The organism is Streptomyces sp. H27-H5 (genome assembly GCF_026627505.1).
GTDB lineage: Bacteria > Actinomycetota > Actinomycetes > Streptomycetales > Streptomycetaceae > Streptomyces.
The window spans coordinates 38117-60751 of the sequence record NZ_JAPNLK010000002.1 but is presented as its reverse complement, the minus strand read 5'-3'; the positions used below and the strand labels follow the sequence as shown (position 1 = coordinate 60751).

Here is a 22635-nt window from a genome sequence, read left to right as displayed (position 1 = left end):
GAGTTCCTCCGGGCATCGGCGTGGCAGACCGCAGGAGTTCCGCAGTGATCGGATTCCGCAACGCCAGCAAGAGCCGGACCGGCAGTCGTGTGCGACGACTGGCCGGGGCCGCACTGGTCCTCCCCCTCACCGCCGCCGCGCTCGTGACCGGCGGGGCGGGAACGTCCTCGGCGAGCCCGGGCAACGGGCCGACCGCGGTGGTCTCCCTGGGCGACAGCTACATCTCCGGCGAGGCCGGCCGGTGGAAGGGCAACAGCCTGACCAACGCCGGCAGCCGCAACGGCACCGACCGGGCCTGGATCAGCGGCAGTTCGTACGACCCCTCCAAGGTGTACGGCGCCACCGCCGGCGGGTGCCACCGATCGGACTCGGCCGAGGTGCGCAGCGCCGGGCCGATCGCCGACGTGGCCGTGAACCTGGCGTGTTCCGGCGCGGTGTCGGACAACGTCTTCCGGGCGTCAAACGGCGGGGTGCCCTTCAAGGGCGAGGCCCCACAGGCCGATCAGCTCGCCGGCGTGGCCGCGAGCCACGACGTCAAGGTGATCGTGCTGTCCATCGGCGGGAACGACCTCGGGTTCGCCGACATCATCCAGGAGTGCGCCTACGACTTCGTCCTCTGGGGCTCCTACTGTCACGACGACCAACAGGAGGGCGTCGACCGGAAGATGGACGGGGTGATGGCCAAGGTGGGCAAGTCCGTCGACGAGATCCGGGCGGTGATGCGCGGCGCCGGCTACGCGGACTCCTCGTACCGCGTCGTCCTGCAGTCCTACCCCTCACCGATCCCGCGGGGCGCCGAGAACCGGTACCCGCAGAGCGACTGGAGCCGGTTGAACACCGGCGGCTGCCCGTTCTGGAACCGGGACTCGGACTGGGCGCGGGACGCGCTGGTGCCGCAGATCGCCGATCGCCTGGGCGCGGTGGCCGCCGCCAAGGGCGTGCAGTTCCTGGACCTGCGGGACATGATGCAGGGGCGCGAGGTGTGCGCGAAGGCCAGCAGGCTGGTCACCTCGACGTCGGCCGCGTCCGCCCGGACGAGCGAGTGGGCGCGCTGGATCGACAGCAGTGAGACGCAGGGCCTGATCCAGGAGTCCATGCACCCGAACCACTTCGGGCAACTGGCCGTCGGGCGCTGCCTGGCCCTGGCCGCGGCCCGACCGGCGACGTCTCGGGACAGTTGCCGGAACACCGCCGGGGGCGACCAGAGCGGGATGTACCTGACCCCCGCCCCGTAGGCACCGCCCTCGTCGGAACCGCCCTCGCGCGGCAGGGGCGCGGAACCCGCGGCCGAGAGGCCCGGGTTCCGTGCCCGGGGCGGATGCCCGCCCCCGACCCCCGACCCCGACCGGGGCCGTCCAGGGCCTACGCGGCGGGTTGCTCGTCGCTGTCGCGGACAGAGGTCGGGTGCAGTGTGGTCATGGCCTCGGCGAAGGCGTCCCGGCAGCGCAGCCAGTCGGGGTCCGGGGTGCCGGTCCCCAGGGCCAGCAGTTTGGGGAGCAGGTCCGCCGAGAACGCCCGGGCGGCTTCGGCCGGGAGCAGGGACGGCAGGTTGTCGATGGCGATGACGTCGAGCGGCCGCAGGCCGTCGACCAGCCGGCGGGCCGGGGTCGCCCAGTCGGTGAGTCGGTCGTAGACGGGCAGCAGGTGCAGGGGCGAACCCGTGTCGCAGGTGATGTCGGCGATCACCGAGAGGCGTCGCCCGTCGGGGCCGGGCTCGTGGTCCAGGTCGGCGGAGGTGAGGAAGGCCGGCACGGGTCGGGTGGTGAGCACCGCGTTGACCAGCACGTCGCAGCCGAGCAGGGCCGCGCGGTCCAGGTGGGCGGTGTCGGTGCGGTCCCACCGGGTGACCCGTACGCCGGCGGTGACCAGGGCGTCGCGGGCGCCGCGTCCGCTGCGCCCGTACCCTCCGATCACGATGGACCGCAGTTGGATCCCGTCGGGTGGCGGAACGGCCCGCGAGGCGCGTAATCGGCGGTCGAGTTCGGCCCGGGGCATCGGTGTCAGCGGGCCTTCGAGCAGGCCCCGCGCCTGGAGGACGGCGAGCGCCGCGCCCACGTAGCCCGCCCAGTACCCGAAGGCGGCGAGCCGGCGCCCCTGGGCGTCGGCCAGGTACTCCAGGTCGAGCAGGGTCCCACCGCCCGCCGCGAACCGCTCCAGCAGCGCCGGGGCCTCGGCCTGGCCCTTGTACGCGTGCCCGAAGTACACGTGCCGGTGGTGCAACCGCTGGGGTTCCGGCGGGAGTTCCTTGAGGCCCAGGATGTACGCGGACCCGGGTGCGGCCCCGTCCGCCCAGGACCCGGCGGGTGCGGCGCGGCAGCCCGCGTCCACGTAGGCGGAGAGGGGGAAGACCCGGTGTGCGGAGTCCTCCACGGTGAGTCGTACGCCCTGCCGGACGAGCCGTCCGGCGTCCTGGGGGGTGAGCGGGGCCCTTCGTTCGGTGAGGCGTGTCTCGTTGCGCATCCACAACTGCGGCACTTCTGCCATCGGCGGTACCACCTGTCTGCTCAGGACGCCTCGACGGACGTCCGCGTGCAACATGTGACCGACCATCAGAGTCCGTTCACCGCTGCCGTTCGGCAAGGAGCGCGGCAGCGGGAACGGGGGCTCAGAATTCAGGCAGCAGCGCTCGCGGTCCGATCCGTGCGCCCTCCGCGTACGCCGCCCGGAGGTCCTCCTCGGGCATCCGGCCCCCCAGGACGTCCAGGGCGCGCGGCGGACGGGCGGCCGCCGGACGGGCCCCGGAGACCGAGCCGAGCAGCCGGGCGGATCGCGTGTACCGCCCCCGGTCCGCCTCCAGCTCGGCCAGCAGCTCCGCCGAGAGGGCCCGGCCGGTCCGGTCGCCCAGGGCCGACTGGGTCTCCAGCGCGCACAGCACCTCGGCCCGGGCCGCCTCGGTACGACCCCGGCGGGCCAGCCGCACGGCCGCGGCGTGGCGCGCCCAGGACCGGGCCCACGGGTCGTGGCACCCGCCGGGCGCATCGCCGAGCGGCTCCGCCGACGGATCGACGGGCGGATCGGCGAACGGATCGACGGGCGGATCCACGAGCGGATCGACGTGGGCGAGGGCCAGGGCGAGGGCGGCCCGGAGCACCTCCCGGCCCGGACCGGACACGGGCCCGGCGGGCAGCAGTTCCAGCGCCTCGCGGTACTCGGTGACGGCGCTGTCGTGGCGGCGCTCCCACAGCGCGATCGTGCCGCGCACGTGCGCGAGGTGGGCGAGGCAGGCGTCCTCCCCTTCCTGCACCGCGGCGCTCCAGGCCTCCACCAGCAGCGGGTCCGTGCCGTCCGTCCCGTCGAGGCTCGCCGTCAGCCAGGCGGCCAACCACAGGGCGCGGGCCGGCCGGGGCCGCGGGTGCAGGGCGAGGGCGCGCTCCAGGTGGCACCGGCCCTCCGCCGGGAGTCCGCAGGCCGTCCAGAGGAACCACAGAGTGACGGCCAGTTCCAGGGCGGCGCCCGGACCCACGGCGAGCGGGTTCATCGCGGCCCGCAGCTCGGGGAGTTCGGCCAGGGCCAGGGCGCGCGCCTCGCGCTGCGCGCCGCCCCGCCACAGTCCCGCGGCGCGTTCCGCGAGCGCGCGACAGCGCTCCTGGTGGCGCCGGACGACGGTGGTCCCGTCGTCGCCGGGTCGGCAGGCGAGGCGCATCGCCGCGTGGGCGCGTACGGACAGGGGAAGCCGGTGCCGGCCCGGGCGCTCCTCGTCGGCGAGCAGGGCGGGGGCGAGTCGGGCCAGGGCTTCCACGGCCGTGGCCGGGGTGAGTTCCCCGAATCCGCACACGTCGGCGACCGCGGCCGCGTCGAAGGAGCCGGCGAAGACGGAGAGCCGCTCCCACAGGAGGCGCTCGGCCGGTGAGGCGAGTCGGTGGGTGCGCTCGGCGTCGACGCGGGTGGCGCGACCGGCGCCGCCGGCGAGGAAGGTCAGCGGGTCGGCGGTCAGCCGGCGCAGGGCTTCCAGGGGCGGGTACCGGTGCGCGCGCCCGGCGGCGAGTTCCAGGGCCCCGGGGATGCCGTCGAGGGCTCGGCACAGGGCGGCGACAGCGGCCGCGTTGGCGTCGGTGAGCCGGAAGAAGGGATCGGCGCCGCGCGCGCGTTCCTCGTACAGCCGCACGGCGGCGCAGCCGGCGATCGCGGCGGCCGGTTGCCGGGCGGCGGGGTCCCGGGGTTCGGCGGGCAAGGACAGGGGCGGGACGGCGAGTTCGGCCTCCCCCGGCAGGTCGAGCCGTCGTTGGGAGGTCGCCAGGATGCGGGCCCGGGGCAGCCAGGCCATCAGGTCCGACACCAACGGTGCGGCTTTGACGCCCAGTTGTTCGCAGCCGTCGAGCACCAACAGCACCTCGCGGCCGTCGAGCGCGAAGACCAGCTCGTGTTCCATCACCGCCCACCGGGATTCGGGCAGCGTGGACAGTTCCACCCAGACGGTGTCGGCGCCGTCGCCGGAGGTCAGGCCGCGTACGGTGCGCAGGGCGAGCCGGGTCTTGCCGATGCCGGCCGGCCCGGTGAGGGTCACCAGCCGTCCGGCGGCGAGCAGTTCGGCGGTGGCCGCCGCCTCCCGGTCCCGGCCGACGACATCGGACAGCTCCGCGGGCACGGTGCGGCGCGCGCACGCTTCGGGGTCACCCACGCGTCCTCCCGCGACGTCCTGTGCTCGCGCACCACCGTCGGATTCATCGGTTCGGTGCACAAAGAGAGATGATCTGCGGAAAGTCCGGTCTTCCGACCCGCGACCGGGAGAACCACCAGGGAGAGGGTATGCACGCGGCCATTTCCGCCGTGGACGACACCGACCGGGCGCTCGTCCACGCACTCCAGCTCGCGCCCCGGGCGAGCTGGGAGCGGCTGGGACCGGTGCTGGGCGCCCGCCCCGACACGCTGGCCCGCCGCTGGGAGCGCATGACGGGGGCCGGCGAGGCCTGGATATCGGGGTTGGGGCTGCGTACGGGCAACCAGTCGCCCTGCATGGCCTGGGTGGAGGTGACCTGCGCGGCGGGCACCGCCCCCGCGGTCGGCGCGGCACTGGTCGGGGACCCGCACACGCTCGGCGTCCAGCACACCACGGGCGCGCGTGACCTGTTGGCGTTCGTGGCCGTCCCGAACCTGCACACGCTGTACCGCTACCTGTCCTTCCGGGTCCAGCGGATCCCCGGGGTGGGGGCGACCCGCTCGTCGATGGTGACGGCGGTGCACAGCGCCCCCGACCGGTGGCGCCTGGACCAACTGACCCCCCTCCAGATCGATCTGCTGACCGGGCGGACCCGCCGCTCCACGTCGTCGGCGGCCCCCGCCGGGCCGGCGCCGACGAGCATGACCGAGGAGGACCGGCCGCTGGTGCTGGCACTGGCCTCGGACGCGCGACGCAGCGTGGCCTCGCTGGCGCGGGAGACGGGCATGAGCGAGTCCACGGTCCGTCGCCGGCTGGGCCGGTTGGAGGCGGGGCAGGGCCTGCGCTACAGCTGCGCGATGGCCTCGGGGGTCTCGGGGTGGCCGGTGTCGGCGACCCTGTGGGCGGAGGTGCCCGAGCACGAGGTGGCCGACTGCGCGGCGGCGGCGATCGGGTTACGCGAGACCCGGACCTGCATGTCCGTCAGCGGACCCTGGAACTTCATGATCAGTGCGCGGCTGCACACGATCGCCGAGCTGTCCCGCTACACCTCGGACCTCTCGCGCCGGTTGCCGGCGATGCGGGTCACCGACTCGGCGGTGGCGCTCCACGTGCGCAAGTCGGAGGCGCAGGAGTTGGACCAGGAGGGCCGACGCGTGCGCACGGTGCTCCCGGACATCTGGACGGAGCCGACGCGCGCGGCCTGAGCCACACGGAACGGGGGCCCGAGAACGGACGGGCGGCGAACGGGCGGGCGGGCGGACGGACGGCCAGGCGATCCCGGGCGCGGACCCGCGGGGGGAACACGGGCGCGCGGCGGTGCGGACGCCACACCCGCAGTGGGTGACGTCCGCGCCGCCGCGCGCCGGCCGGTGACCCGGCCTCAGTGCACGAACGCCGGTTCCGACGTGGCCTGTGCGGCCTCGTCCTCCTTCTTGGCGCCGAGGTGGTTGAAGGCCAGGTTGAGCAGGATCGCCACGACGCAGCCGGTGCTGATGCCGGAGTCGAGGACGACCAACAGGTCCTTCGGGAAGGCGTGGTAGAAGCCCGGGGCGGCGATCGGTATCAGGCCGATGCCGACCGAGGCGGCCACGATCAGGGCGTTCTCGCCCTTCTCCATGGCGGCGCTCGCCAGGGTCTGGATGCCGCTCGCGGCGACCGAGCCGAAGAGCACGATGCCGGCGCCGCCGAGCACGGGCAGCGGCACCACGCCGATCACGGAGGCCGCCACCGGACACAGGCCGAGCAGGATCAGGATGCCGCCGCCGGCCGCGACGACGAACCGGCTGCGCACCTTGGTCATCGCGACGAGTCCGATGTTCTGGGCGAAGGCACTGCACATGAAGCCGTTGAACAGCGGGCTGATGGCACTGCCGAGGGTGTCGGCGCGCAGGCCGCCCTCGATGGTCTTCGCGTCCGCCGGACGGCCCACGATCTTGCCGAGGGCCAGGATGTCGGCGGTGGACTCGGTCATGCAGACGAGCATCACGATGCACATGGAGATGATGGCCGCGACCTGGAACTGCGGGGCGCCGAAGTGGAACGGGGTGGGGAAGCCGACGATGTCCGCGTTGCGGATGGCGTCGAAGTTCGTCATGTGCAGCGGGATCGCGATGAGGGTGCCCACGACCAGGCCGAGCAGGATGGATATCTGCTGGAGGAAGCCCCGCAGGAACTTCCGCATGACCAGCACGATCGCCAGGGTGAGCGCGGCCATGCCGATGTTCTGCATCGACCCGTAGTCGGAGGCGGTGCTGTTGCCGCCCTGCGACCAGTTGAACGCCACCGGGAGCAGTGAGACGCCGATCAGGGTGATGACCGTGCCGGTGACGACGGGTGGGAAGAAGCGGACGAGCTTCCCGAAGTAGGGGGCGGCCAGGAAGCCGAGGAGTCCGGCGACGATGATCGCGCCGAAGATGACGGGGATGGCGTCGACCCCCTCCCCCTTGCCGATGGCGATCATCGGGGTGACACCGGCGAAGGAGACGCCGTTGACGAAGGGGAGCTTGGCGCCGATCTTCCAGAACCCGAGGGTCTGGAGCAGGGTGGCGAGGCCGGCGGTGAAGAGCGAGGCGCCCATCAGGAAGGCCGTCTCGGTGGCGGAGAGACCGACGGCGGGTCCGACGATCATGGGCGGGGCGACGACACCCGCGTACATGGCGGCCACGTGTTGGAGACCGCTCGTGAACATTTTCAGCGGAGGCAAGGTCTCGTCGACCGGGTGCGTCTCCTCCGGTACTGCGACTGCATCTTTGCGAAACCTGGGCGTTGCGGCCACGGCTTCCTCCGGTCGGGTAACACGTCGGCAGGGACGTGGGTGTCTGGGAGGTGGTGCGAAAGCTGTGCTAGTCGAGCCGTTGTGAAGTTGTGGAGGTGCCGTCCCGAGGGGGTGTGGGGGACGCACGGGGTGCGGAAACGATTCGCCCGAGTCGTTCCCACGGGATGCCGCGGTGCGTTGGAGCCCGCGGGCCGTGGCGTGCCGATGGTGGTGCGCGCCGTGAGAGCGTCACGAGCCACCGCCCCCGGGGGCGCCTTCGGTGTGTTGACCTCGGGCGCTTCCCGGGAACGGCTGCCGCGGACCCCGCTCGGGTCCGCGGCCGCCGGTCGAGGGCCGTCCCCCTCGACCGGACTCCGGGGGATCAGGCCTGCGCGGAGAGCCGCGCGAGGCGCTGGGCCTCTTCCCGCGTGGACACGGCGATCGCGTCCTCGTCGGCGAAGAGCAGTCGGTTGTTCTCGACGATCTGCTTGCCGTTGACCAGCGAGAGGGTGACCGGGGCGGCCGCGCCGAAGACGAGCGCGGTGACCGGGTCGGCGATGGAGGAGTGTGCCAGCGTGCTGACGTTCCACATCACCAGGTCGGCGAGCTTGCCCACCTCAAGCGAACCGATGTTGTCGGCGCGACCGAGGACCTGGGCGCCACCGTACGTACCCAGGCGCAGGGCCTGGCGCGCGTTCAGGGCGCGCTCGCGGTGGACGGGGTTCAGGCGGTTGATGAGCAGCGCGTTGCGCAGCTCGGTGTGCAGCTCACCGGACTCGTTGGAGGCGGTGCCGTCCACGCCGAGGCCGACCGGTACGCCGGCGGCCAGCATGTCGGGTACGCGGGCGATGCCGGCGGCCAGCCGGGCGTTGGAGGACGGGCAGTGCGCCACACCGGTCTTGGTGCGGGCGAACGCGGCGATGTCGGAGTCGTTCATGTGGACGCTGTGCGCCATCCACACGTCCTCGCCGAGCCAGCCGGTCGACTCGAAGTAGTCGGTCGGACCCATGCCGAACAGTTCCTTGCAGAACTGCTCCTCCTCGACGGTCTCCGAGCCGTGCGTGTGCAGGCGCACGTTCAGCCGGCGGGCCAGCTCGGCGCCCTGCTTCAGCAGCTCGGTGGAGACCGAGAAGGGGGAGCACGGGGCGACGGCGACCTGGGTCATCGCGTCGAAGGAGTGGTCGTGGTGCTTCTTGACGGTCGCCTCGGTGTCGGCGAGCGCGCCTTCGAGGGTCTCGACGGCGTGGTCCGGCGGCAGGCCGCCGTCCTTCACGCTGCGGTCCATCGATCCGCGGGCCAGGGTGAAGCGGACGCCCATCTCGGACGCGGCGCGGATGATCGAGCCGGAGAGGTCGCCGGAGCCCTTGGGGAAGACGTAGTGGTGGTCCATGGCGGTGGTGACGCCGCCCTTGGCCATCATCGCCAGGGAGCCCTGGGCGGCCGTGTACGTCATCTGCTCGTCGATGCGCGCCCACGTCGGGTACAGGGCGACGAGCCAGTTGAAGAGGTTGTGGTCGGTGGCCAGACCACGGGTGATCCACTGGTAGAAGTGGTGGTGCGTGTTGACCAGACCCGGGGTGACGAGGTGACCCGTGCCGTCGATGCGGCGGACCACGTTGGCGAGGTTCTCGGGGGCTTTGCCCGCACCGATCGACTCGATCTTGTTGCCGGCGACGACCACGTGACCCGAGGCGTACTCGGTGTCGTTCGCGTCAACGGTCGCGATGGCACAGTTCTCGATGACGATGCGCTCGACGGCGCTGTCCTGGGCTGCCGGTGCTGCCATGGGACTTCCTCGTGCTTTCAGTGGCGGTACGGGCACGGCAAAACCCAGGGGATTTGAGTGCCGGAGCCGGGGGCCTTGACAGCTGACAGTACTGCCGCCCCGTGTGTTGCGTCCGGGTGCCGATTAAGGAAGTTGAAGAGTGTCGCGCCGATCCCGGGGCCACTGCGGAGCCCCGGGACGCGCGTGCTCGTCAGAGGTTGGTCATGTCCACGGGGATACGGGCGTCGACGCCGTCGCGGAGGACCGTCGCCTCGATCAGACCGTAGGGGCGGTCCGCGGCGAAGTAGACCTCATTGTCGTTCTTGAGGCCGAAGGGCTCCAGGTCGACGAGGAAGTGGTGCTTGTTCGGGAGCGAGAAGCGGACCTCGTCGATCTCCGAACGGTGGTTGATGATGCGCGAACCCATCTGGTACAGGGTCTGCTGCAGCGACAGCGAGTAGGTCTCCGCGAAGGCCTGCAACATGTGCTTGCGGGTCTCGGCGTAGGACTTCTCCCAGTTGGGCATCCGCTGCTCGTCGTCCGACCAGTTGAAGCGCCAGCGGGCCGACACCTGGGTGGCCAGGATGCGGTCGTAGGCCTCCTTCAGGGTCGTGTACTTGTCCTTCACGTAACCCCAGAACTCGGAGTTCGTGGAGTTCATGACGACGAGGTCCTTGAGGCCGGAGATGACCTCCCAGTTGGTGCCGTCGTACGTGATCTGGGTGACTCGGGTCTCCATGCCCTCACGGACGAACGAGTGGTTGACCTCGTCGGAGCCGATGAACTTGGAGTTGGCGTCGGAGGAGGCGATCCGGGACCAGGAGTACTCCTCGATCCGGATGCGCGCGCGCTGGATCGGCTCCTGGCTGTTGACGAACCAACGCGCCAGGTGGATGCCGAACTGCTCGGCGGACTCGATGCCGTACTCCTTGGCGAACGCGTACACCGTGTTCTTGGTGGTGTCCGTCGGCAGGACGTTGGCGTTCGAGCCGGAGTAGTGGACGTCGTCCATGTCGCCGGAGAGGGCGACCGAGACGTTGAGGTCCTTGATGTGGTGGGTGTCGCCGTCCCGCGTGATCTTGACTACGCGGTTCTCTGCTTTCCCGTACTGATTCTGGCCGAGAATCGTGGGCATGTCTGCTAGCTCCCTCGGTAAACGGAGTAGCCGAACGGGTTGAGCAGCAGCGGTACGTGGTAATGCTCGCCCGGGTTCACCGCAAAGGTGATGGTGACCTCCGGGAAGAACGCACCGCTGTCCCTTACGCGGGGGGCGTCCTGCTGCGCCTCGGCTTGCTTCTTCGAACTGTGCTTGTTCAGGAAGTACGTCTCGGTCTCGAAGTCGAGACGCACGTGGGTGGTGCCCTCCGGCAGGGCCGGCAGGTCCTTGCAGCGCCCGTCCGCATCGGTGGCGGAGCCGCCCAGGGCCGCCCACTCGCCGCCCGGACCCGTACGGGCCGACAGGGAGATGGCGACACCCTCGGCGGGCTTGCCGATGCTGGTGTCCAGGATGTGCGTGGACACCGACGCGGTGGTCTCGGTGCTCATGGCGTGCTCACTCTCCTTCTACGAGGCGGGTCAGACGGATCCGGTTGATCTTGACGAGCTCGCCGCGGGCGATTTCCCGCTCCGCTTCCGGCGAATTGTCGATCCGGACCTTGACCGCGTCCCGCATGAACTCACCGGTCGCACCGGTGGCGCAGATGAGGAAGACGTGGCCGAACTTCTCCTGGTACGCCAGGTTCAGTTCGAGGAGCTCGTTCTTGAGGTCCTCCGAGGCACCGGCCATGCCACGCTGCTCGCGGGCGGAGGTCGGGTCTCCCGGCTTCGGCCGGCCGATCGGCGCGTGGCCCCCCATCGCCTCGGCCAGGTCCTCGGCGGTGAGCTCCGCCATGGCGGACTCGTTGGCCGAGAACAGGGCGTCGGCGGTGGTGAAGGGGCGCTGGGCGAGCAGCTTGCTCCCCCATGCCGAGCTGGCACAGACCTCGTGCAGTTCGGCCGTGGCCGCGCTGTCGTCCAAGGCGTTGAACCGGGTGAGACCCGGGGTCGGACTCGAAGTCACGGTAGGCCTCCGTGGCCTGTTGTTGCTTGACGGGCTGCGCATAGCTAACGCCCTCGACAACACCGCGTCAACACTTTGTTGAAACTTCGCGTACACAAAAGCCGCCGCCCGGATGAATCGGGCGGCGGCTCGTCACCGTGCGTCAGACGCTGTTCACGCTTGGCTGTTCTTGTTCGGGTTTTCCCTGTTCAGGTAGTTGTAGACCGTGAAGCGGCTTACCCCCAGGGCGCCCGCGACCGTTTCCACACCGTGCCGCACGGAGAAGGCGCCACGCGCCTCCAGTATGCGCACCACGTCCTGCTTGGACTTCCGGTCGAGCCGGGCCAGGGGCACTCCGTGGCGCCGCTCCAGCGCGGCCAGAATGTGATCCAGCGAGTCGGACAGCTGGGGCAGGCGCACGGCCAGCAGGTCCTGACCCTCCCAGGCGAGCACGACGTCGTCGGGCTGCGCCAGGGAGGGATCCATCAGCTCGCCGCCGATGGCGTCGACCAGCGGCTTGACCGCGGTGACGAACGGGTGGTCGCGGGGCTCGGTCACGGGGTCTCCTCCCGGATCACGTTCACCTGGAGCGAGACGCGCGTGGCTCCGGCCTCCAGCGAGTCGCGCAGGAGCGCGGAAACGGCGGTGAGCACCTCGTCGGAACCACCCTCGGCGGTGTTGCCGAAGGGGCCGACGTCCACCGCGTCGAGCTGCGCCTTCTGGATGACCTCGCGAGCGGCCACGGCATGGGCGGGGGCCTCTTCGAGATCGAAGGGCTCGGTCGTGAATTCCACTCTCAATCGCACGCGGTCAAGCTACCCCGCGCTCCGGAGGTTTCGGCAGTCCGCACTTGACAGCCACGCGAACCTCGTTGCAGTCTTCCATCAAGCAGAAACTAACTTCCGCAATACGGAAGGAGCGCACACCCCTCATGGGATACACGGACCAGCGCTTCGATGTAAACCTTTCGATCCTCTACACGGAACTCCCGCTCCTGGAGCGTCCCGCGGCCGCCGCCGCGGCGGGCTTCACCGCGGTCGAGCTGTGGTGGCCCTGGATCGAGACCCCCACCCCCGCCCAGGCGGAGCTCGACGCCCTCAAGAAGGCTCTTGAGGACGCCGGCACCCAGCTGGTGGGCCTGAACTTCTACGCCGGCCGGTTGCCGGGTCCGGACCGCGGCGCGGTCTCGGTCCCCGGCGAGGAGTCGGAGCGCTTCAACGCCAACATCAACGTGGCCGCCGACTTCGCGGCCTCGGTCGGCTGCAAGGCGCTGAACGCCCTCTACGGCAACCGCGTGGAAGGCGTCGACCCGGCCGCCCAGGACGAGCTCGCCCTGCAGAACCTGGTCGTGGCAGCCCGTGCCGCGGACCGCGTGGGCGCGATCCTCCTGATCGAGACCCTCAACAAGCCCGAGTCGCCGCTCTACCCCCTGGTGAGCGCGCCGGCCGGCATCGAGGTCGTGGACAAGGTGAACGAGGCCACCGGTCTCGGCAACGCCAAGTTCCTCCTCGACCTGTACCACCTGGCGATGAACGATGAGGACCTCTCCGAGGTCATCGAAAAGTACGCCGCCAAGACCGGGCACGTCCAGATCGCGGACAAGCCCGGACGCGGTGCCCCCGGCACCGGCGAGCTGCCCCTGGAGGAGCTGCTCGACCAGCTGAGGAAGGCCGGATACGAGGGCTACGTAGGCCTGGAGTACAAGGCCGCCGACGCTGCCGCTTCCTTCGCATGGCTGCCGGCCGAGGCCCGCGCCGCGAAGTAGGCGGACCAAGTCCGGGCGATCAGCCAGGCACCTCACGCACTTTTCGTACCAAGCATGAAGAGAAGGACCCTCATCATGAGCAACCCCGCTGCGCTCCCGTCGATCGCCTGGGTCGGTCTCGGCATCATGGGCTCCCCCATGGCCGAGAACCTCCTGAAGGCCGGCTACTCGGTCACCGGATTCACCCTGGAGCAGGACAAGCTGGACCGCCTCGCCGCCGCCGGCGGCACCGCGGCCGGCTCGATCGCCGAGGCCGTCAAGGACGCCGACGTCGTCATCACGATGGTGCCCGCCTCCCCGCAGGTCGAGGCCATCGCCTACGGCGAGAACGGCATCCTGGAGAACGCGAAGTCCGGCGCGCTGATCATCGACATGTCGTCGATCACCCCCCAGACCTCGATCGACCTCGCCAAGAACGCCGCCGAGAAGGGCATCCGCGTCATCGACGCCCCGGTGTCCGGCGGCGAGGCCGGCGCCATCGAGGCCGTACTGTCGATCATGGTGGGTGGCGAGCAGGCCGACTTCGACGAGGCCCTGCCGGTCCTGGAGGCCCTCGGCAAGACCATCGTCCTGTGCGGCCCGCACGGCTCCGGCCAGACGGTGAAGGCCGCCAACCAGCTCATCGTCGCGGTGAACATCCAGGCGTGCGCCGAGGCCGTCGTCTTCCTGGAGAAGTCCGGCGTGAACCTCACCGCCGCCCTGGACGTCCTCAACGGCGGCCTGGCCGGCTCCACGGTGCTGACGCGCAAGAAGGACAACTTCCTGAACCGCGACTTCAAGCCCGGCTTCCGGATCGACCTGCACCACAAGGACATGGGCATCGTCACCGACGCCGCCCGCAACGTGGGTGCGGCCCTCCCGGTCGGCGCGGTCGTCGCCCAGCTGGTCGCCTCGCTGCGCGCCCAGGGTGACGGTGGCCTGGACCACTCCGCCCTGCTCCGCGCGGTCGAGCGCCTCTCCGGCGCGCAGATCTGATCACGGATCCGAACGCCCTTCCCCCCAGGGGGACCTGAGTTTCCGGATGGTGCCGGTGCTGACACCTGTCCTGTCGCGCCCAAGCGCCGGCACCGTCCGGATTTCCTCTCCACACTCTTTCTTTCAACAAACTGTTGACGTCGAGTTCACGCCGAAATTAGGCTGTTCCGCATGACGGAAGATGCATTCCGCCAGCAGTTTCCCGTACGGAAGGTCACCATGTCGAAGCGCACGCTGACGACCGAGTCCGGCGCCCCGGTCGCCGACAACCAGAACTCCGCCACCGCCGGCGTCGGTGGCCCGCTCCTGGTCCAGGACCAGCAGCTCCTTGAGAAGCTTGCCCGCTTCAACCGTGAGCGCATCCCGGAGCGTGTGGTGCACGCCCGCGGCTCGGCCGCGTACGGCCACTTCGAGGTGACCGACGACGTCACCGCCTACACCAGCGCCGCGTTCCTGAACACGGTCGGCAAGAAGACCGAGACCTTCCTGCGGTTCTCCACCGTCGCGGACTCCCTCGGTGGCGCGGACGCCGTCCGCGACCCGCGCGGCTTCGCGCTGAAGTTCTACACCGAAGAGGGCAACTACGACCTCGTCGGCAACAACACCCCGGTGTTCTTCATCAAGGACCCGATCAAGTTCCCCGACTTCATCCACTCGCAGAAGCGCGACCCCTTCACGGGAAAGCAGGAGCCGGACAACGTCTGGGACTTCTGGGCGCACGCCCCCGAGGCCACGCACCAGATCACCTGGCTGATGGGTGACCGCGGCATTCCCGCGTCCTACCGCCACATGAACGGCTACGGCTCCCACACCTACCAGTGGACCAACGCCCAGGGCGAGGCCTTCTTCGTCAAGTACCACTTCAAGACGAACCAGGGCATCCGCAGCCTCTCCAGCGACCAGGCCGCCGAGCTCGTCGGCAAGGACGCGAACTCGCACCAGACCGACCTGCTCCAGGCGATCGAGCGCGGCGTGAACCCGAGCTGGACCCTCTACGTCCAGGTCATGCCGGCCTCCGAGGCCGCGGACTACCGCTTCAACCCGTTCGACCTCACCAAGGTGTGGCCGCACAGCGACTACCCGTTGCAGCGCGTGGGCCGCCTGGTCCTCGACCGCAACCCGGACAACGTCTTCGCCGAGGTCGAGCAGTCCGCGTTCTCCCCGAACAACTTCGTCCCGGGCATCACCGCCTCGCCGGACAAGATGCTCCAGGGCCGTCTCTTCGCGTACGCCGACGCCCAGCGCTACCGCCTCGGTGTGAACCACACCCTGCTGCCGGTCAACGCCCCGAAGGCGACCACGGCCGACAACTACGGCCGCGACGGCGTCATGGCGCTGCGCAACGGTTCGCGCCACGACAAGAACTACGAGCCCAACTCGTACCGGGGTCCGGCCGAGACCGGTCTGGCGCTCGGCGCCCCGAAGGCCGTCTCCGGCTACACGGGCACCCACGAGGCCCCGGCCCACACCAAGGACGACGACTTCTTCCAGGCCGGTGAGCTCTACCGCCTGATGTCGGAGGCCGAGAAGCAGCGTCTGGTGGCGAACATCGCCGGCGGCCTGTCCCAGGTCACCATCGAGGACGTCATCGAGAAGAACCTGGCTCACTTCCACGCCGCGGACGCCGACTACGGCAAGCGCGTCGAGGAGGCCGTCCGCGCCCTGCGCGACGCCTGAGCCGCTCAACTGTACCGGGGGCCTGACGGGAGGTCAGGTCCCGGGTGCTGAGCCCGCACCGCGGACCCGGATGAGGGGTGGTACGCGGTGGGGGCAGGACGAGGACCGCGGCGGGCGTGCGAGCCAGTGCGGTGGTAATGGGTTCCGAGGCCCGTCTCTTGACCTGAGGGAGACGGCGCCGGAGTTCTCGTCGCCGCCCGCCGCGGTCCCAGCCTCTTCCTTCCGTACAGGGGCCGTGCACAGAGTCCCCTGTACCGGAGGGGAAACACCCTCCCCCAACACTCCGCCCGGCGGTGCGAACGTCCTGTCGCGCCAGCCTCGCACCGTCGGGCGGTCACAGCCGAAGCGCCGAGTCACGGACGGTCCCGTGACCCGGCGCTTTGTCGTGCGCGGGGCGCGTCGGCCCCGACCGCCCCCCGGCGGCCGGGGCGGGCGCTCAGCGGCCCGCCGCCGGTCGCCGTCGAGCCGCGATGGCGGCCGGGTCCCAGCCGGGCCGGGGCACGGAGTCCAGCAGCAGCCGGGTGTACGCGTGCTCGGGGGCGGACAGCAGCGTGGCCGTCGCACCACGCGTTGAAGCGGAAGTCGACGCCCACCCGGTCGCCCTGCTCGTCGTAGGCGAAGATCGGGCCGGAGTCGCGCAGCCAGGAGTCGTCGATCGGCAGCTCGATCACCTCGACCCCGGGATCGTCGCCGAAGACGGCGCGGGCCTCGTCCACCGAGTCGGCCGCGGCGATCATGACGACCGGTTCGAAGTCGGCGATGGCACGGGCCACCGCCGCGTACTCACGCCGCGCCGCCTCGAAGGCCGGTCCCCACAGGGCGGGCCGGGTGGGCCACGCCATCAGGCAGGCCTCGTGCTCGACCCACGGCGGGCATGCGGGGGTATGTAGGGCTCGGCGGACTCATGGGAGAGCTCCTTTGGTGCGGGCTGGGCTGGTGGGGCTGATGGGACGGGTACGAGGTGGGTGATCGCCGGCGTGCACCCCGTCGACCTCCGGGACGGATCTTGATCTTGGAAGCTGCCGTACGCGTGATCGCCCGCAACGGCGTCAGGGGACTGCGCGTCGAGGAGCTGGCGTCCGAGGCGGGGGTGTCCACGGCGCTGATCTACTACCACTTCAAGGACCGGGCCGGCTTGATCCAGCGGACCCTCGCCTTCATCAGCGACCGCGCCACCGGTTACACCGACGAGGCGCTCGACGACTCCGAGGACGCCCGGGGCGTACTGCTCCAGTTGCTGCTGAGCGAGCTCCAGGACACCACCCGGGTCCGTGAGAACAGCATCACCTGGGGCGAGTTGCGGGCCAGCGCGATCTTCGACACCGACCTGCGCGAGACGCTGGCGGACTCCACCCGCACCTGGAACCGGGACACCGCCGATTCGATCATGGACGCCCAGGTGGCGGGCCTCGCCGACCCCCGGGCGGTCCCGCTGGACGTCGCCGAGCGGCTGACCGCGCTGGTGGAGGGGTTGAGCGAGCGCTGGCTCAGCGGTTCGCTGGCCCTGGACCGTGCCCGCGATCTGATCGCGGGCGCGCTGGACGCGGAACTCGGCGCGCATCCCGGAAAGTGACGCGGCGCGCCGGGGTCGCCCGGGCCACCGCCCGAACGACCCCGGCAACCCCGGTGACCCGAGCAGCCCCCGTGCGCCCGGCGGCGCGCACCGCCTCGGCGCCCCCGGCGACGGAACGCGGAACGGCCCCCGCCCCTCCTTGCCGGAGGGACGGGGGCCGTCGCGGTCGTGGCGGGCACGACCCACCGCTTCACGCTCAGACGGTCAGCGGGCGGATCGCGGTCGGGGCGTGGCCCGGCTCGGTCGCGAGCTCCTCGAACTCGGTGACGTCGCTCATGTCGACCGTCTTGCTCATCGAGATGTTGGTGACGCGCTCCAGGATGGCCTCGACGACCACCGGGACGCTGTACTCGGCGGCGAGCTTCTTGGCCTCCTCCAGGGCGGCACCCAGCTCGTTCGGGTCGGTGACCCGGATCGCCTTGCAGCCGAGGCCCTCGACGACCTTGACGTGGTCGACGCCGTACACACCCAGCTCGGGGGCGTTGATGTTCTCGAATTCGAGGTTGACCTCGAAGTTGATGCCCAGGCCGCCCTGCGCCTGACGGATCAGACCCAGGTAGGCGTTGTTCACCAGGACGTGGACGTACGGGATCTTGTGCTGCGCACCGACCGCCAGCTCCTCCAGCATGAACTGGAAGTCGTAGTCGCCGGAGAGGGCGACGACGGGGGTCTGCGGGTCGGCGGTGGCGACACCCAGCGCGGCCGGGATCGTCCAGCCGAGCGGGCCGGCCTGGCCGCAGTTGATCCAGTGGCGCGGCTTGAAGACGTGCAGCATCTGCGCGCCGGCGATCTGGGAGAGGCCGATGGTGGTGACGTAACGCGTCTCCGGGCCGAAGGCCTTGTTCATCTCCTCGTAGACGCGCTGCGGCTTCATGGGGATGTTGTCGAAGTGCGTACGACGCTGGAGCGTGCCCTTGCGCTCCAGGTGCGAGGCGACCCACGCGCTGAAGTCGGGGAGCTTGCCCTCGGCCTTGAGCTCCTTGGCGACCTCGATGAAGATCTCCAGCGCGGCCTTGGCGTCGGAGGCGATGCCGAGGTCGGGGGCGAAGATCTTGCCGATCTGGGTGGGCTCGATGTCGACGTGGACGAACTTGCGGTCGCCGAGGTACGCGTCCAGGTTGTAGCCGGTGTGACGGTTGGCCCAGCGGTTGCCGATGCCCAGGACGAAGTCCGACTCCAGGAACGTGGCGTTGCCGTAGCGGTGCGAGGTCTGCACACCGACCATGCCGGCGGCCAGCTCGTGGTCGTCGGGGATGACGCCCCAGCCCATGAGGGTGGAGATGACCGGGACACCGGTCAGCTCGGCGAACTCGACCAGCAGGTCGGAGGCGTCGGCGTTGATGATGCCGCCACCGGCGACGATCAGCGGACGCTCGGACTCCAGCAGGAACTGGATGGCCTTCTCGGCCTGCTTGCGGGTCGCGGCCGGCTTGTGCACGGCCAGCGGCTCGTACAGGTCGGGGTCGAACTCGATCTCGGTCAGCTGGACGTCGATCGGCAGGTCGATGAGGACCGGGCCCGGACGGCCGGAACGCATCAGGTAGAAGGCCTGCTGGAAGACGCCGGGGACCTGCGCGGCCTCCAGGACCGTGGTCGCGGCCTTGGTGACGGGCTTGGCGATCGAGGCGATGTCGACGGCCTGGAAGTCTTCCTTGTGCAGCTTCGCGACCGGCGCCTGACCGGTGATGCACAGGATCGGGATCGAGTCCGCGATGGCCGAGTAGAGGCCGGTGATCATGTCGGTGCCGGCGGGGCCGGACGTACCGATGCAGACACCGATGTTGCCCGGGGTCGTGCGGGTGTAGCCCTCGGCCATGTGCGAGGCGCCCTCGACGTGCCGGGCGAGGGTGTGGTTGATGCCACCGACGTTCTTGAGCTCGCGGTAGAACGGGTTGATCGCAGCGCCGGGCACGCCGAACGCTTGCGAAACGCCCTCGCGCTTGAGGATCTCCACTGCAGCGGCGGCGGCTGTCATACGAGGCATCGAGTTCTCCTGCGGGTCTGGCGGTCAGGCTTTTCCGTAATCCGGAAGTTTTGTTCTGCTATACGGAACAAGCTAAGCGGCCACTCCGGGGCGCGTCAAGGCGCTTCGGCACCCCGGAACCCACCAAAAGCCGCTTCTCGCTCGGTGACTTGTACGAATGACCATGACGCGACGGGAAATCGAGGACGCGCCCGCGCCGACCGTCGCCGGTGGTGGACCATGGACCCACGCACAGCGACGGAGGGGGTCCGGTCTCATGGCGGAAGCGGTACCAGTGCGCTGCCCGACCTGCCGGCGCGAGAACTCCTACAGCGCGCCGGTCTTCCCCTGCGCCTGCGGGAGCCCGGTCGTGGCACCGCTGAACCTGGCGGCGCCGGCCGTGCCGCTGACCCGCCGCACCTGGTCGGACAGCTGGGTGGCGGTTCGCTGCGAGGCCTGCGGACGGAAGGGCGAGTGGCCGCGCCCGGAGGTGGGGTGCGGTTCCTGCGGGACGGTGGCCCTGATCCCGGTCCACCCGCCGGCATCCGGGGACCCCGACGCGCCCGATTCCGGCCGCGGCGGGCGGGGCACGTCGGGTGCGGGGGACGGCGTACGGGCCGACGCGCGCGGGCCCGCGGCGACGACGGACCCCCCTGCGCCGTCGGACTCCCCGACTGCGCCAGGCGTCCCGCCGACATCGGATGCCCCGGCCGCGACGGACGTCCCGGCCGCGGCTCGGGCGCCGTTCCGGCCGGTGACCATCCGCACGGGTGGGGACGCGGTGGTCACGGCCGCGCTGTACCTGCGCTGGCTCGGCTTCCGTGACGTACGCCGGCCCGACGGGTCGACGACCTCCTCGGCGGCGGTGGACCTGCGGGCCCCCGGGGTCGTCGCACAGGTGGACCCGACGACGGCGCCGGCCGGGCTGCGGGCGGTGGAGTGCGTGTGGTTGAACGGGCTCACGGCCTCGGCGGCGAGCGTCTACTTCTCCCTCGCCGGGTACACGACGGAGGCCCGCGAACGCGCGGACCACCTGGGGATACCGCTGTTCATCATGGACCTGACGGGCACCCCGCAACCGGTCAACGATCCGGCGGACCGGTTGATCGCGTCGGGGGTCTGAGCCCGCGGCGGCGGCAACGACGCCGGCCGGGTCAGGGGCCGGGTGATCGACGCGACCGGGAAGACGGTGAACGACGGGGTGGTACTAGGCTCGGAGACCTTGACCGCCCTTCCCGCCGAGGAGAGCACGATGAGCCTGTACGACATTCCGCTGACCACCCTGGACGACGAGCCCACCAGCCTCGCGGCCCACAAGGGCAAGGCGATCCTGCTCGTGAACACCGCCTCGCAGTGCGGGCTCACCCCGCAGTACTCGGGTCTGGCCCGGCTGCAGTTCGCGTACGAGAAGAAGGGGTTCACGGTGATCGGCGTGCCGTGCAACCAGTTCGGCGGCCAGGAGCCCGGCACCGCGGACGACATCCAGACCTTCTGCGCGGCCGGCTTCGGGGTCACCTTCCCCATGCTGGAGAAGTCCGAGGTCAACGGCGAGAACCGGCACCCGCTGTACGCGGAGCTGGTGAAGACCCCGGACGCCGAGGGTGAGGCGGGAGACATCCAGTGGAACTTCGAGAAGTTCCTGATCTCCCCCGCCGGCGAGGTCGTCGGCCGCTTCCGGCCGCGCACCGAGCCCGAGTCCCCCGAGATCGTCGCCGCGATCGAGGCCCAGCTCCCCGCCTAGTGCTCACCTCGGCCGACACCCGCGGGCGCGGGTGCGGCCGCGGGGGCGCGGCGGCCGACGCCGGTCCGCCTCAGTCCAGGTCGGCCTCGTCGTACTCCGCCCCGGACCCGGCCTCGGTGAGTTCGCGCAGCTCGACCCGGCGGATCTTGCCGGACACGGTCTTCGGCAGCTCCCCGAACTCGATGCGCCGGACCCTCTTGTACGGGGAGAGCACCGACCGGGAGTGCTCGAACAGCAACCGGGCCGTCTCCTTCCCCGGCTCCCAACCGGCGGCGAGCGTGATGTACGCCTTCGGCACCGCCAGCCGGAGCGGGTCCGGAGCGGGGACCACGGCGGCCTCGGCCACGGCCTCGTGCTCCAGCAGCGCGCTCTCCAGCTCGAACGGACTGATCTTGTAGTCCGAGGCCTTGAACACGTCGTCGGCCCGCCCCACGTAGGTGAGGTAGCCGTCGGCGTCCCGCGCGGCGATGTCCCCCGTGCGGTAGAGCCCGTCCGCCATGGCCTCCGCGGTGCGCTCCGGGTCGTCGCGGTAGCCGGTCATCACCCCGGCGGGGCGGGTCCGCAGGTCCACGCAGACCTCGCCCTCCCGCTCGGACTCCTTGCCGGTGACGGAGTCCAGGAGCACGATCTCGTAGCCGGGCGCCGGACGTCCCATGGAGCCGGGCTTGACGGGCACCCCCGGGAAGTTGCCCACCTGAAGGGTCGTCTCGGTCTGGCCGAAGCCGTCGCGGATGGTCACGCCCCAGGCCTCGCGGATCCTTTCGATGACCTCCGGGTTGAGCGGTTCGCCCGCGGCGACCGCCTCGCGCGGGGGGTTGCGGAGCTTGGTGAGGTCGGACTGGATCAGCATCCGCCAGACGGTGGGCGGGGCGCAAAAGGTGGTGACGCCTCCCCGGTCCATCTCGGCCATCAGCCGCTCGGCGTCGAAGCGCGTGTAGTTGTGGACGAAGACCGTCGCACCGGCGTTCCAGGGCGCGAAGAGGTTGGACCAGGCGTGCTTGGCCCACCCGGGCGAGGCGATGTTGAGGTGGACGTCGCCGGGGCGCAGCCCGAGCCAGTACATGGTGGAGAGGTGCCCGATCGGGTACGAGGCGTGGGTGTGCTCGACGAGCTTGGGCCGGGCGGTGGTGCCCGAGGTGAAGTACAGCATCAGGGGGTCGCCGGCCAGGGTCTCCGCGTCCGGGCTGAAACTCCGGTCGGCGGTGTGGAAGTCGGCCAGTCGCAGCCAGCCGGCCGGGACCTCGGATCCGGCGGCGGTCGCGGGGCCCGCGGTGCCGCGCGGTCCGGCGGCGATCCGGGTGTAGGCGCCGGGCACGTCGTCGAACTTGCCGGTGTCCTCGGCGCGCGTGATGACGTGCCGTACCCGGCCCCGTTCGACCCGGTCGCGGAGGTCGGCGGCCCCGAGCAGCGGGGTGGCGGGGATGACCACGGCCCGGAGCTTCATCGCGGCGAGCATGACGTCCCACAGTTCACGCTGGTTGCCGAGCATGACCAGGATCCGGTCCCCCGCCGCGACGCCCTGGGCGCGCAGCCAGTTCGCCGCGGCTCCCGAACTCGCGCTCAGCTCCTCGAAGGACACGCCCTCGCCGGTTCCGTCCTCCTCGACGATGCGCAGGGCGTCGGCCGTGTTCCCCCGGGCGATGTGGTCGAACCAGTCGAGGGCCCAGTTGAACCGCTCGGGGCGGGGCCAGGTGAATCCGGCGTGGGCGGCGGCGTAGTCCCCGCGACGTTCGAGCAGGAAGTCCCGCGCGGCCAGGAAGGTGTGGGTGGCGCTGTTCTCCGTCAT

20 protein-coding genes are annotated in these 22635 nt (G+C 70.8%); 8 read left to right on the top strand and 12 right to left on the bottom strand.

The genetic code is table 11. The features are described 5' to 3' along the window. Positions 1-44: 44 nt before the first annotated feature. Positions 45-1235 carry a GDSL-type esterase/lipase family protein gene (locus OTB19_RS01215; protein ID WP_267796028.1) on the top strand — a complete coding sequence of 397 codons (1191 nt, stop codon included), beginning with the start codon at positions 45-47 and terminating at the stop codon, positions 1233-1235. 127 nt (positions 1236-1362) lie between these two features. On the opposite strand, the gene OTB19_RS01210 is transcribed toward OTB19_RS01215, so the two are convergent. Together OTB19_RS01210 and OTB19_RS01205 are read right to left on the bottom strand one after the other, a co-directional pair. Next, complete coding sequence (locus OTB19_RS01210) at positions 1363-2484, bottom strand: saccharopine dehydrogenase (protein WP_267796027.1); 1122 nt, start codon at positions 2482-2484, stop codon at positions 1363-1365. A gap of 121 nt (positions 2485-2605) precedes the next feature. Beyond that, positions 2606-4618 (bottom strand): ATP-binding protein, encoded by a 2013-nt coding sequence (locus OTB19_RS01205; RefSeq protein WP_267796026.1) that lies wholly within the window; start codon positions 4616-4618, stop codon positions 2606-2608. Between the two features lie 128 nt (positions 4619-4746). Between OTB19_RS01205 and OTB19_RS01200 the strand changes: the two genes are divergently transcribed. Next, positions 4747-5802, top strand: coding sequence for an Lrp/AsnC family transcriptional regulator (locus OTB19_RS01200; protein WP_267796025.1), 1056 nt, complete (start codon positions 4747-4749; stop codon positions 5800-5802). Between the two features lie 176 nt (positions 5803-5978). Here OTB19_RS01200 and OTB19_RS01195 read toward each other — a convergent pair whose 3' ends face one another. The 7 genes from OTB19_RS01195 to OTB19_RS01165 form a co-directional block, all read right to left on the bottom strand. Beyond that, positions 5979-7373: a nucleobase:cation symporter-2 family protein gene (locus tag OTB19_RS01195; RefSeq protein ID WP_267796024.1), complete on the bottom strand. Its 1395-nt coding sequence runs from the start codon at positions 7371-7373 to the stop codon at positions 5979-5981. Positions 7374-7734: 361 nt separating this feature from the next. After that, positions 7735-9138: an 8-oxoguanine deaminase gene (locus OTB19_RS01190; protein ID WP_267796023.1), complete on the bottom strand. Its 1404-nt coding sequence runs from the start codon at positions 9136-9138 to the stop codon at positions 7735-7737. Between the two features lie 190 nt (positions 9139-9328). Next, entirely contained in the window at positions 9329-10252 is a 924-nt protein-coding gene (gene pucL / locus OTB19_RS01185) for a factor-independent urate hydroxylase (protein WP_267796022.1), read from the bottom strand. A 5-nt stretch (positions 10253-10257) separates the two neighbouring features. Further along, the gene (uraH, locus tag OTB19_RS01180; protein WP_053676788.1) at positions 10258-10662 is read right to left on the bottom strand and encodes a hydroxyisourate hydrolase; all 405 of its coding nucleotides are present in this window, start codon (positions 10660-10662) and stop codon (positions 10258-10260) included. A 7-nt stretch (positions 10663-10669) separates the two neighbouring features. Beyond that, the gene (gene uraD, locus OTB19_RS01175; RefSeq protein WP_267796021.1) at positions 10670-11176 is read right to left on the bottom strand and encodes a 2-oxo-4-hydroxy-4-carboxy-5-ureidoimidazoline decarboxylase; all 507 of its coding nucleotides are present in this window, start codon (positions 11174-11176) and stop codon (positions 10670-10672) included. 153 nt (positions 11177-11329) lie between these two features. Next, on the bottom strand, positions 11330-11713 hold the full coding sequence (locus tag OTB19_RS01170; protein WP_267796020.1) for a helix-turn-helix domain-containing protein: 384 nt from the start codon (positions 11711-11713) through the stop codon (positions 11330-11332). Next, positions 11710-11961 carry a hypothetical protein gene (locus OTB19_RS01165; RefSeq protein WP_267796019.1) on the bottom strand — a complete coding sequence of 84 codons (252 nt, stop codon included), beginning with the start codon at positions 11959-11961 and terminating at the stop codon, positions 11710-11712. The genes OTB19_RS01170 and OTB19_RS01165 overlap by 4 nt, the downstream gene beginning before the upstream one ends. A 125-nt stretch (positions 11962-12086) precedes the next feature. On the opposite strand from OTB19_RS01165, the gene OTB19_RS01160 reads away from it, so the two are divergent. From OTB19_RS01160 to OTB19_RS01150, 3 genes are all read left to right on the top strand, one after another. Next, complete coding sequence (locus OTB19_RS01160) at positions 12087-12920, top strand: TIM barrel protein (protein WP_267796018.1); 834 nt, start codon at positions 12087-12089, stop codon at positions 12918-12920. Between the two features lie 75 nt (positions 12921-12995). Next, on the top strand, positions 12996-13895 hold the full coding sequence (locus OTB19_RS01155) for a 2-hydroxy-3-oxopropionate reductase (protein ID WP_266950471.1): 900 nt from the start codon (positions 12996-12998) through the stop codon (positions 13893-13895). A 219-nt stretch (positions 13896-14114) separates the two neighbouring features. Continuing rightward, positions 14115-15572 (top strand): catalase, encoded by a 1458-nt coding sequence (locus OTB19_RS01150; RefSeq protein ID WP_267796125.1) that lies wholly within the window; start codon positions 14115-14117, stop codon positions 15570-15572. Between the two features lie 353 nt (positions 15573-15925). On the opposite strand, the gene OTB19_RS43545 is transcribed toward OTB19_RS01150, so the two are convergent. Next, entirely contained in the window at positions 15926-16414 is a 489-nt protein-coding gene (locus OTB19_RS43545) for an agmatine deiminase family protein (RefSeq protein ID WP_420716772.1), read from the bottom strand. 164 nt (positions 16415-16578) lie between these two features. Between OTB19_RS43545 and OTB19_RS01135 the strand changes: the two genes are divergently transcribed. After that, the gene (locus tag OTB19_RS01135; RefSeq protein ID WP_267796017.1) at positions 16579-17145 is read left to right on the top strand and encodes a TetR/AcrR family transcriptional regulator; all 567 of its coding nucleotides are present in this window, start codon (positions 16579-16581) and stop codon (positions 17143-17145) included. A 196-nt stretch (positions 17146-17341) separates the two neighbouring features. Here OTB19_RS01135 and gcl read toward each other — a convergent pair whose 3' ends face one another. Further along, complete coding sequence (gene gcl, locus OTB19_RS01130) at positions 17342-19120, bottom strand: glyoxylate carboligase (protein WP_267796124.1); 1779 nt, start codon at positions 19118-19120, stop codon at positions 17342-17344. A 265-nt stretch (positions 19121-19385) separates the two neighbouring features. Here gcl and OTB19_RS01125 point away from each other — a divergent pair, with 265 nt between their 5' ends. Together OTB19_RS01125 and OTB19_RS01120 are read left to right on the top strand one after the other, a co-directional pair. Continuing rightward, complete coding sequence (locus tag OTB19_RS01125; RefSeq protein ID WP_267796016.1) at positions 19386-20231, top strand: hypothetical protein; 846 nt, start codon at positions 19386-19388, stop codon at positions 20229-20231. Between the two features lie 129 nt (positions 20232-20360). Next, positions 20361-20849 (top strand): glutathione peroxidase, encoded by a 489-nt coding sequence (locus OTB19_RS01120; RefSeq protein WP_267796123.1) that lies wholly within the window; start codon positions 20361-20363, stop codon positions 20847-20849. Between the two features lie 70 nt (positions 20850-20919). On the opposite strand, the gene OTB19_RS01115 is transcribed toward OTB19_RS01120, so the two are convergent. Continuing rightward, positions 20920-22635, bottom strand: a complete 1716-nt coding sequence (locus tag OTB19_RS01115) for an AMP-binding protein (protein ID WP_267796015.1) — start codon at positions 22633-22635, stop codon at positions 20920-20922.

Coding starts and splice junctions, on each gene's coding strand:
- OTB19_RS01120 (WP_267796123.1), top strand. CDS start 20,361: ATGAGCCTGTACGACATTCCGCTGACCACCCTGGACGACGAGCCCACC.
- OTB19_RS43545 (WP_420716772.1), bottom strand. CDS start 16,414: ATGGCGTGGCCCACCCGGCCCGCCCTGTGGGGACCGGCCTTCGAGGCG.
- OTB19_RS01125 (WP_267796016.1), top strand. CDS start 19,386: ATGGCGGAAGCGGTACCAGTGCGCTGCCCGACCTGCCGGCGCGAGAAC.
- pucL (WP_267796022.1), bottom strand. CDS start 10,252: ATGCCCACGATTCTCGGCCAGAATCAGTACGGGAAAGCAGAGAACCGC.
- OTB19_RS01160 (WP_267796018.1), top strand. CDS start 12,087: ATGGGATACACGGACCAGCGCTTCGATGTAAACCTTTCGATCCTCTAC.
- OTB19_RS01155 (WP_266950471.1), top strand. CDS start 12,996: ATGAGCAACCCCGCTGCGCTCCCGTCGATCGCCTGGGTCGGTCTCGGC.
- OTB19_RS01150 (WP_267796125.1), top strand. CDS start 14,115: ATGTCGAAGCGCACGCTGACGACCGAGTCCGGCGCCCCGGTCGCCGAC.
- OTB19_RS01190 (WP_267796023.1), bottom strand. CDS start 9,138: ATGGCAGCACCGGCAGCCCAGGACAGCGCCGTCGAGCGCATCGTCATC.
- OTB19_RS01200 (WP_267796025.1), top strand. CDS start 4,747: ATGCACGCGGCCATTTCCGCCGTGGACGACACCGACCGGGCGCTCGTC.
- OTB19_RS01115 (WP_267796015.1), bottom strand. CDS start 22,635: ATGACGGAGAACAGCGCCACCCACACCTTCCTGGCCGCGCGGGACTTC.
- OTB19_RS01210 (WP_267796027.1), bottom strand. CDS start 2,484: ATGGCAGAAGTGCCGCAGTTGTGGATGCGCAACGAGACACGCCTCACC.
- gcl (WP_267796124.1), bottom strand. CDS start 19,120: ATGACAGCCGCCGCCGCTGCAGTGGAGATCCTCAAGCGCGAGGGCGTT.
- uraH (WP_053676788.1), bottom strand. CDS start 10,662: ATGAGCACCGAGACCACCGCGTCGGTGTCCACGCACATCCTGGACACC.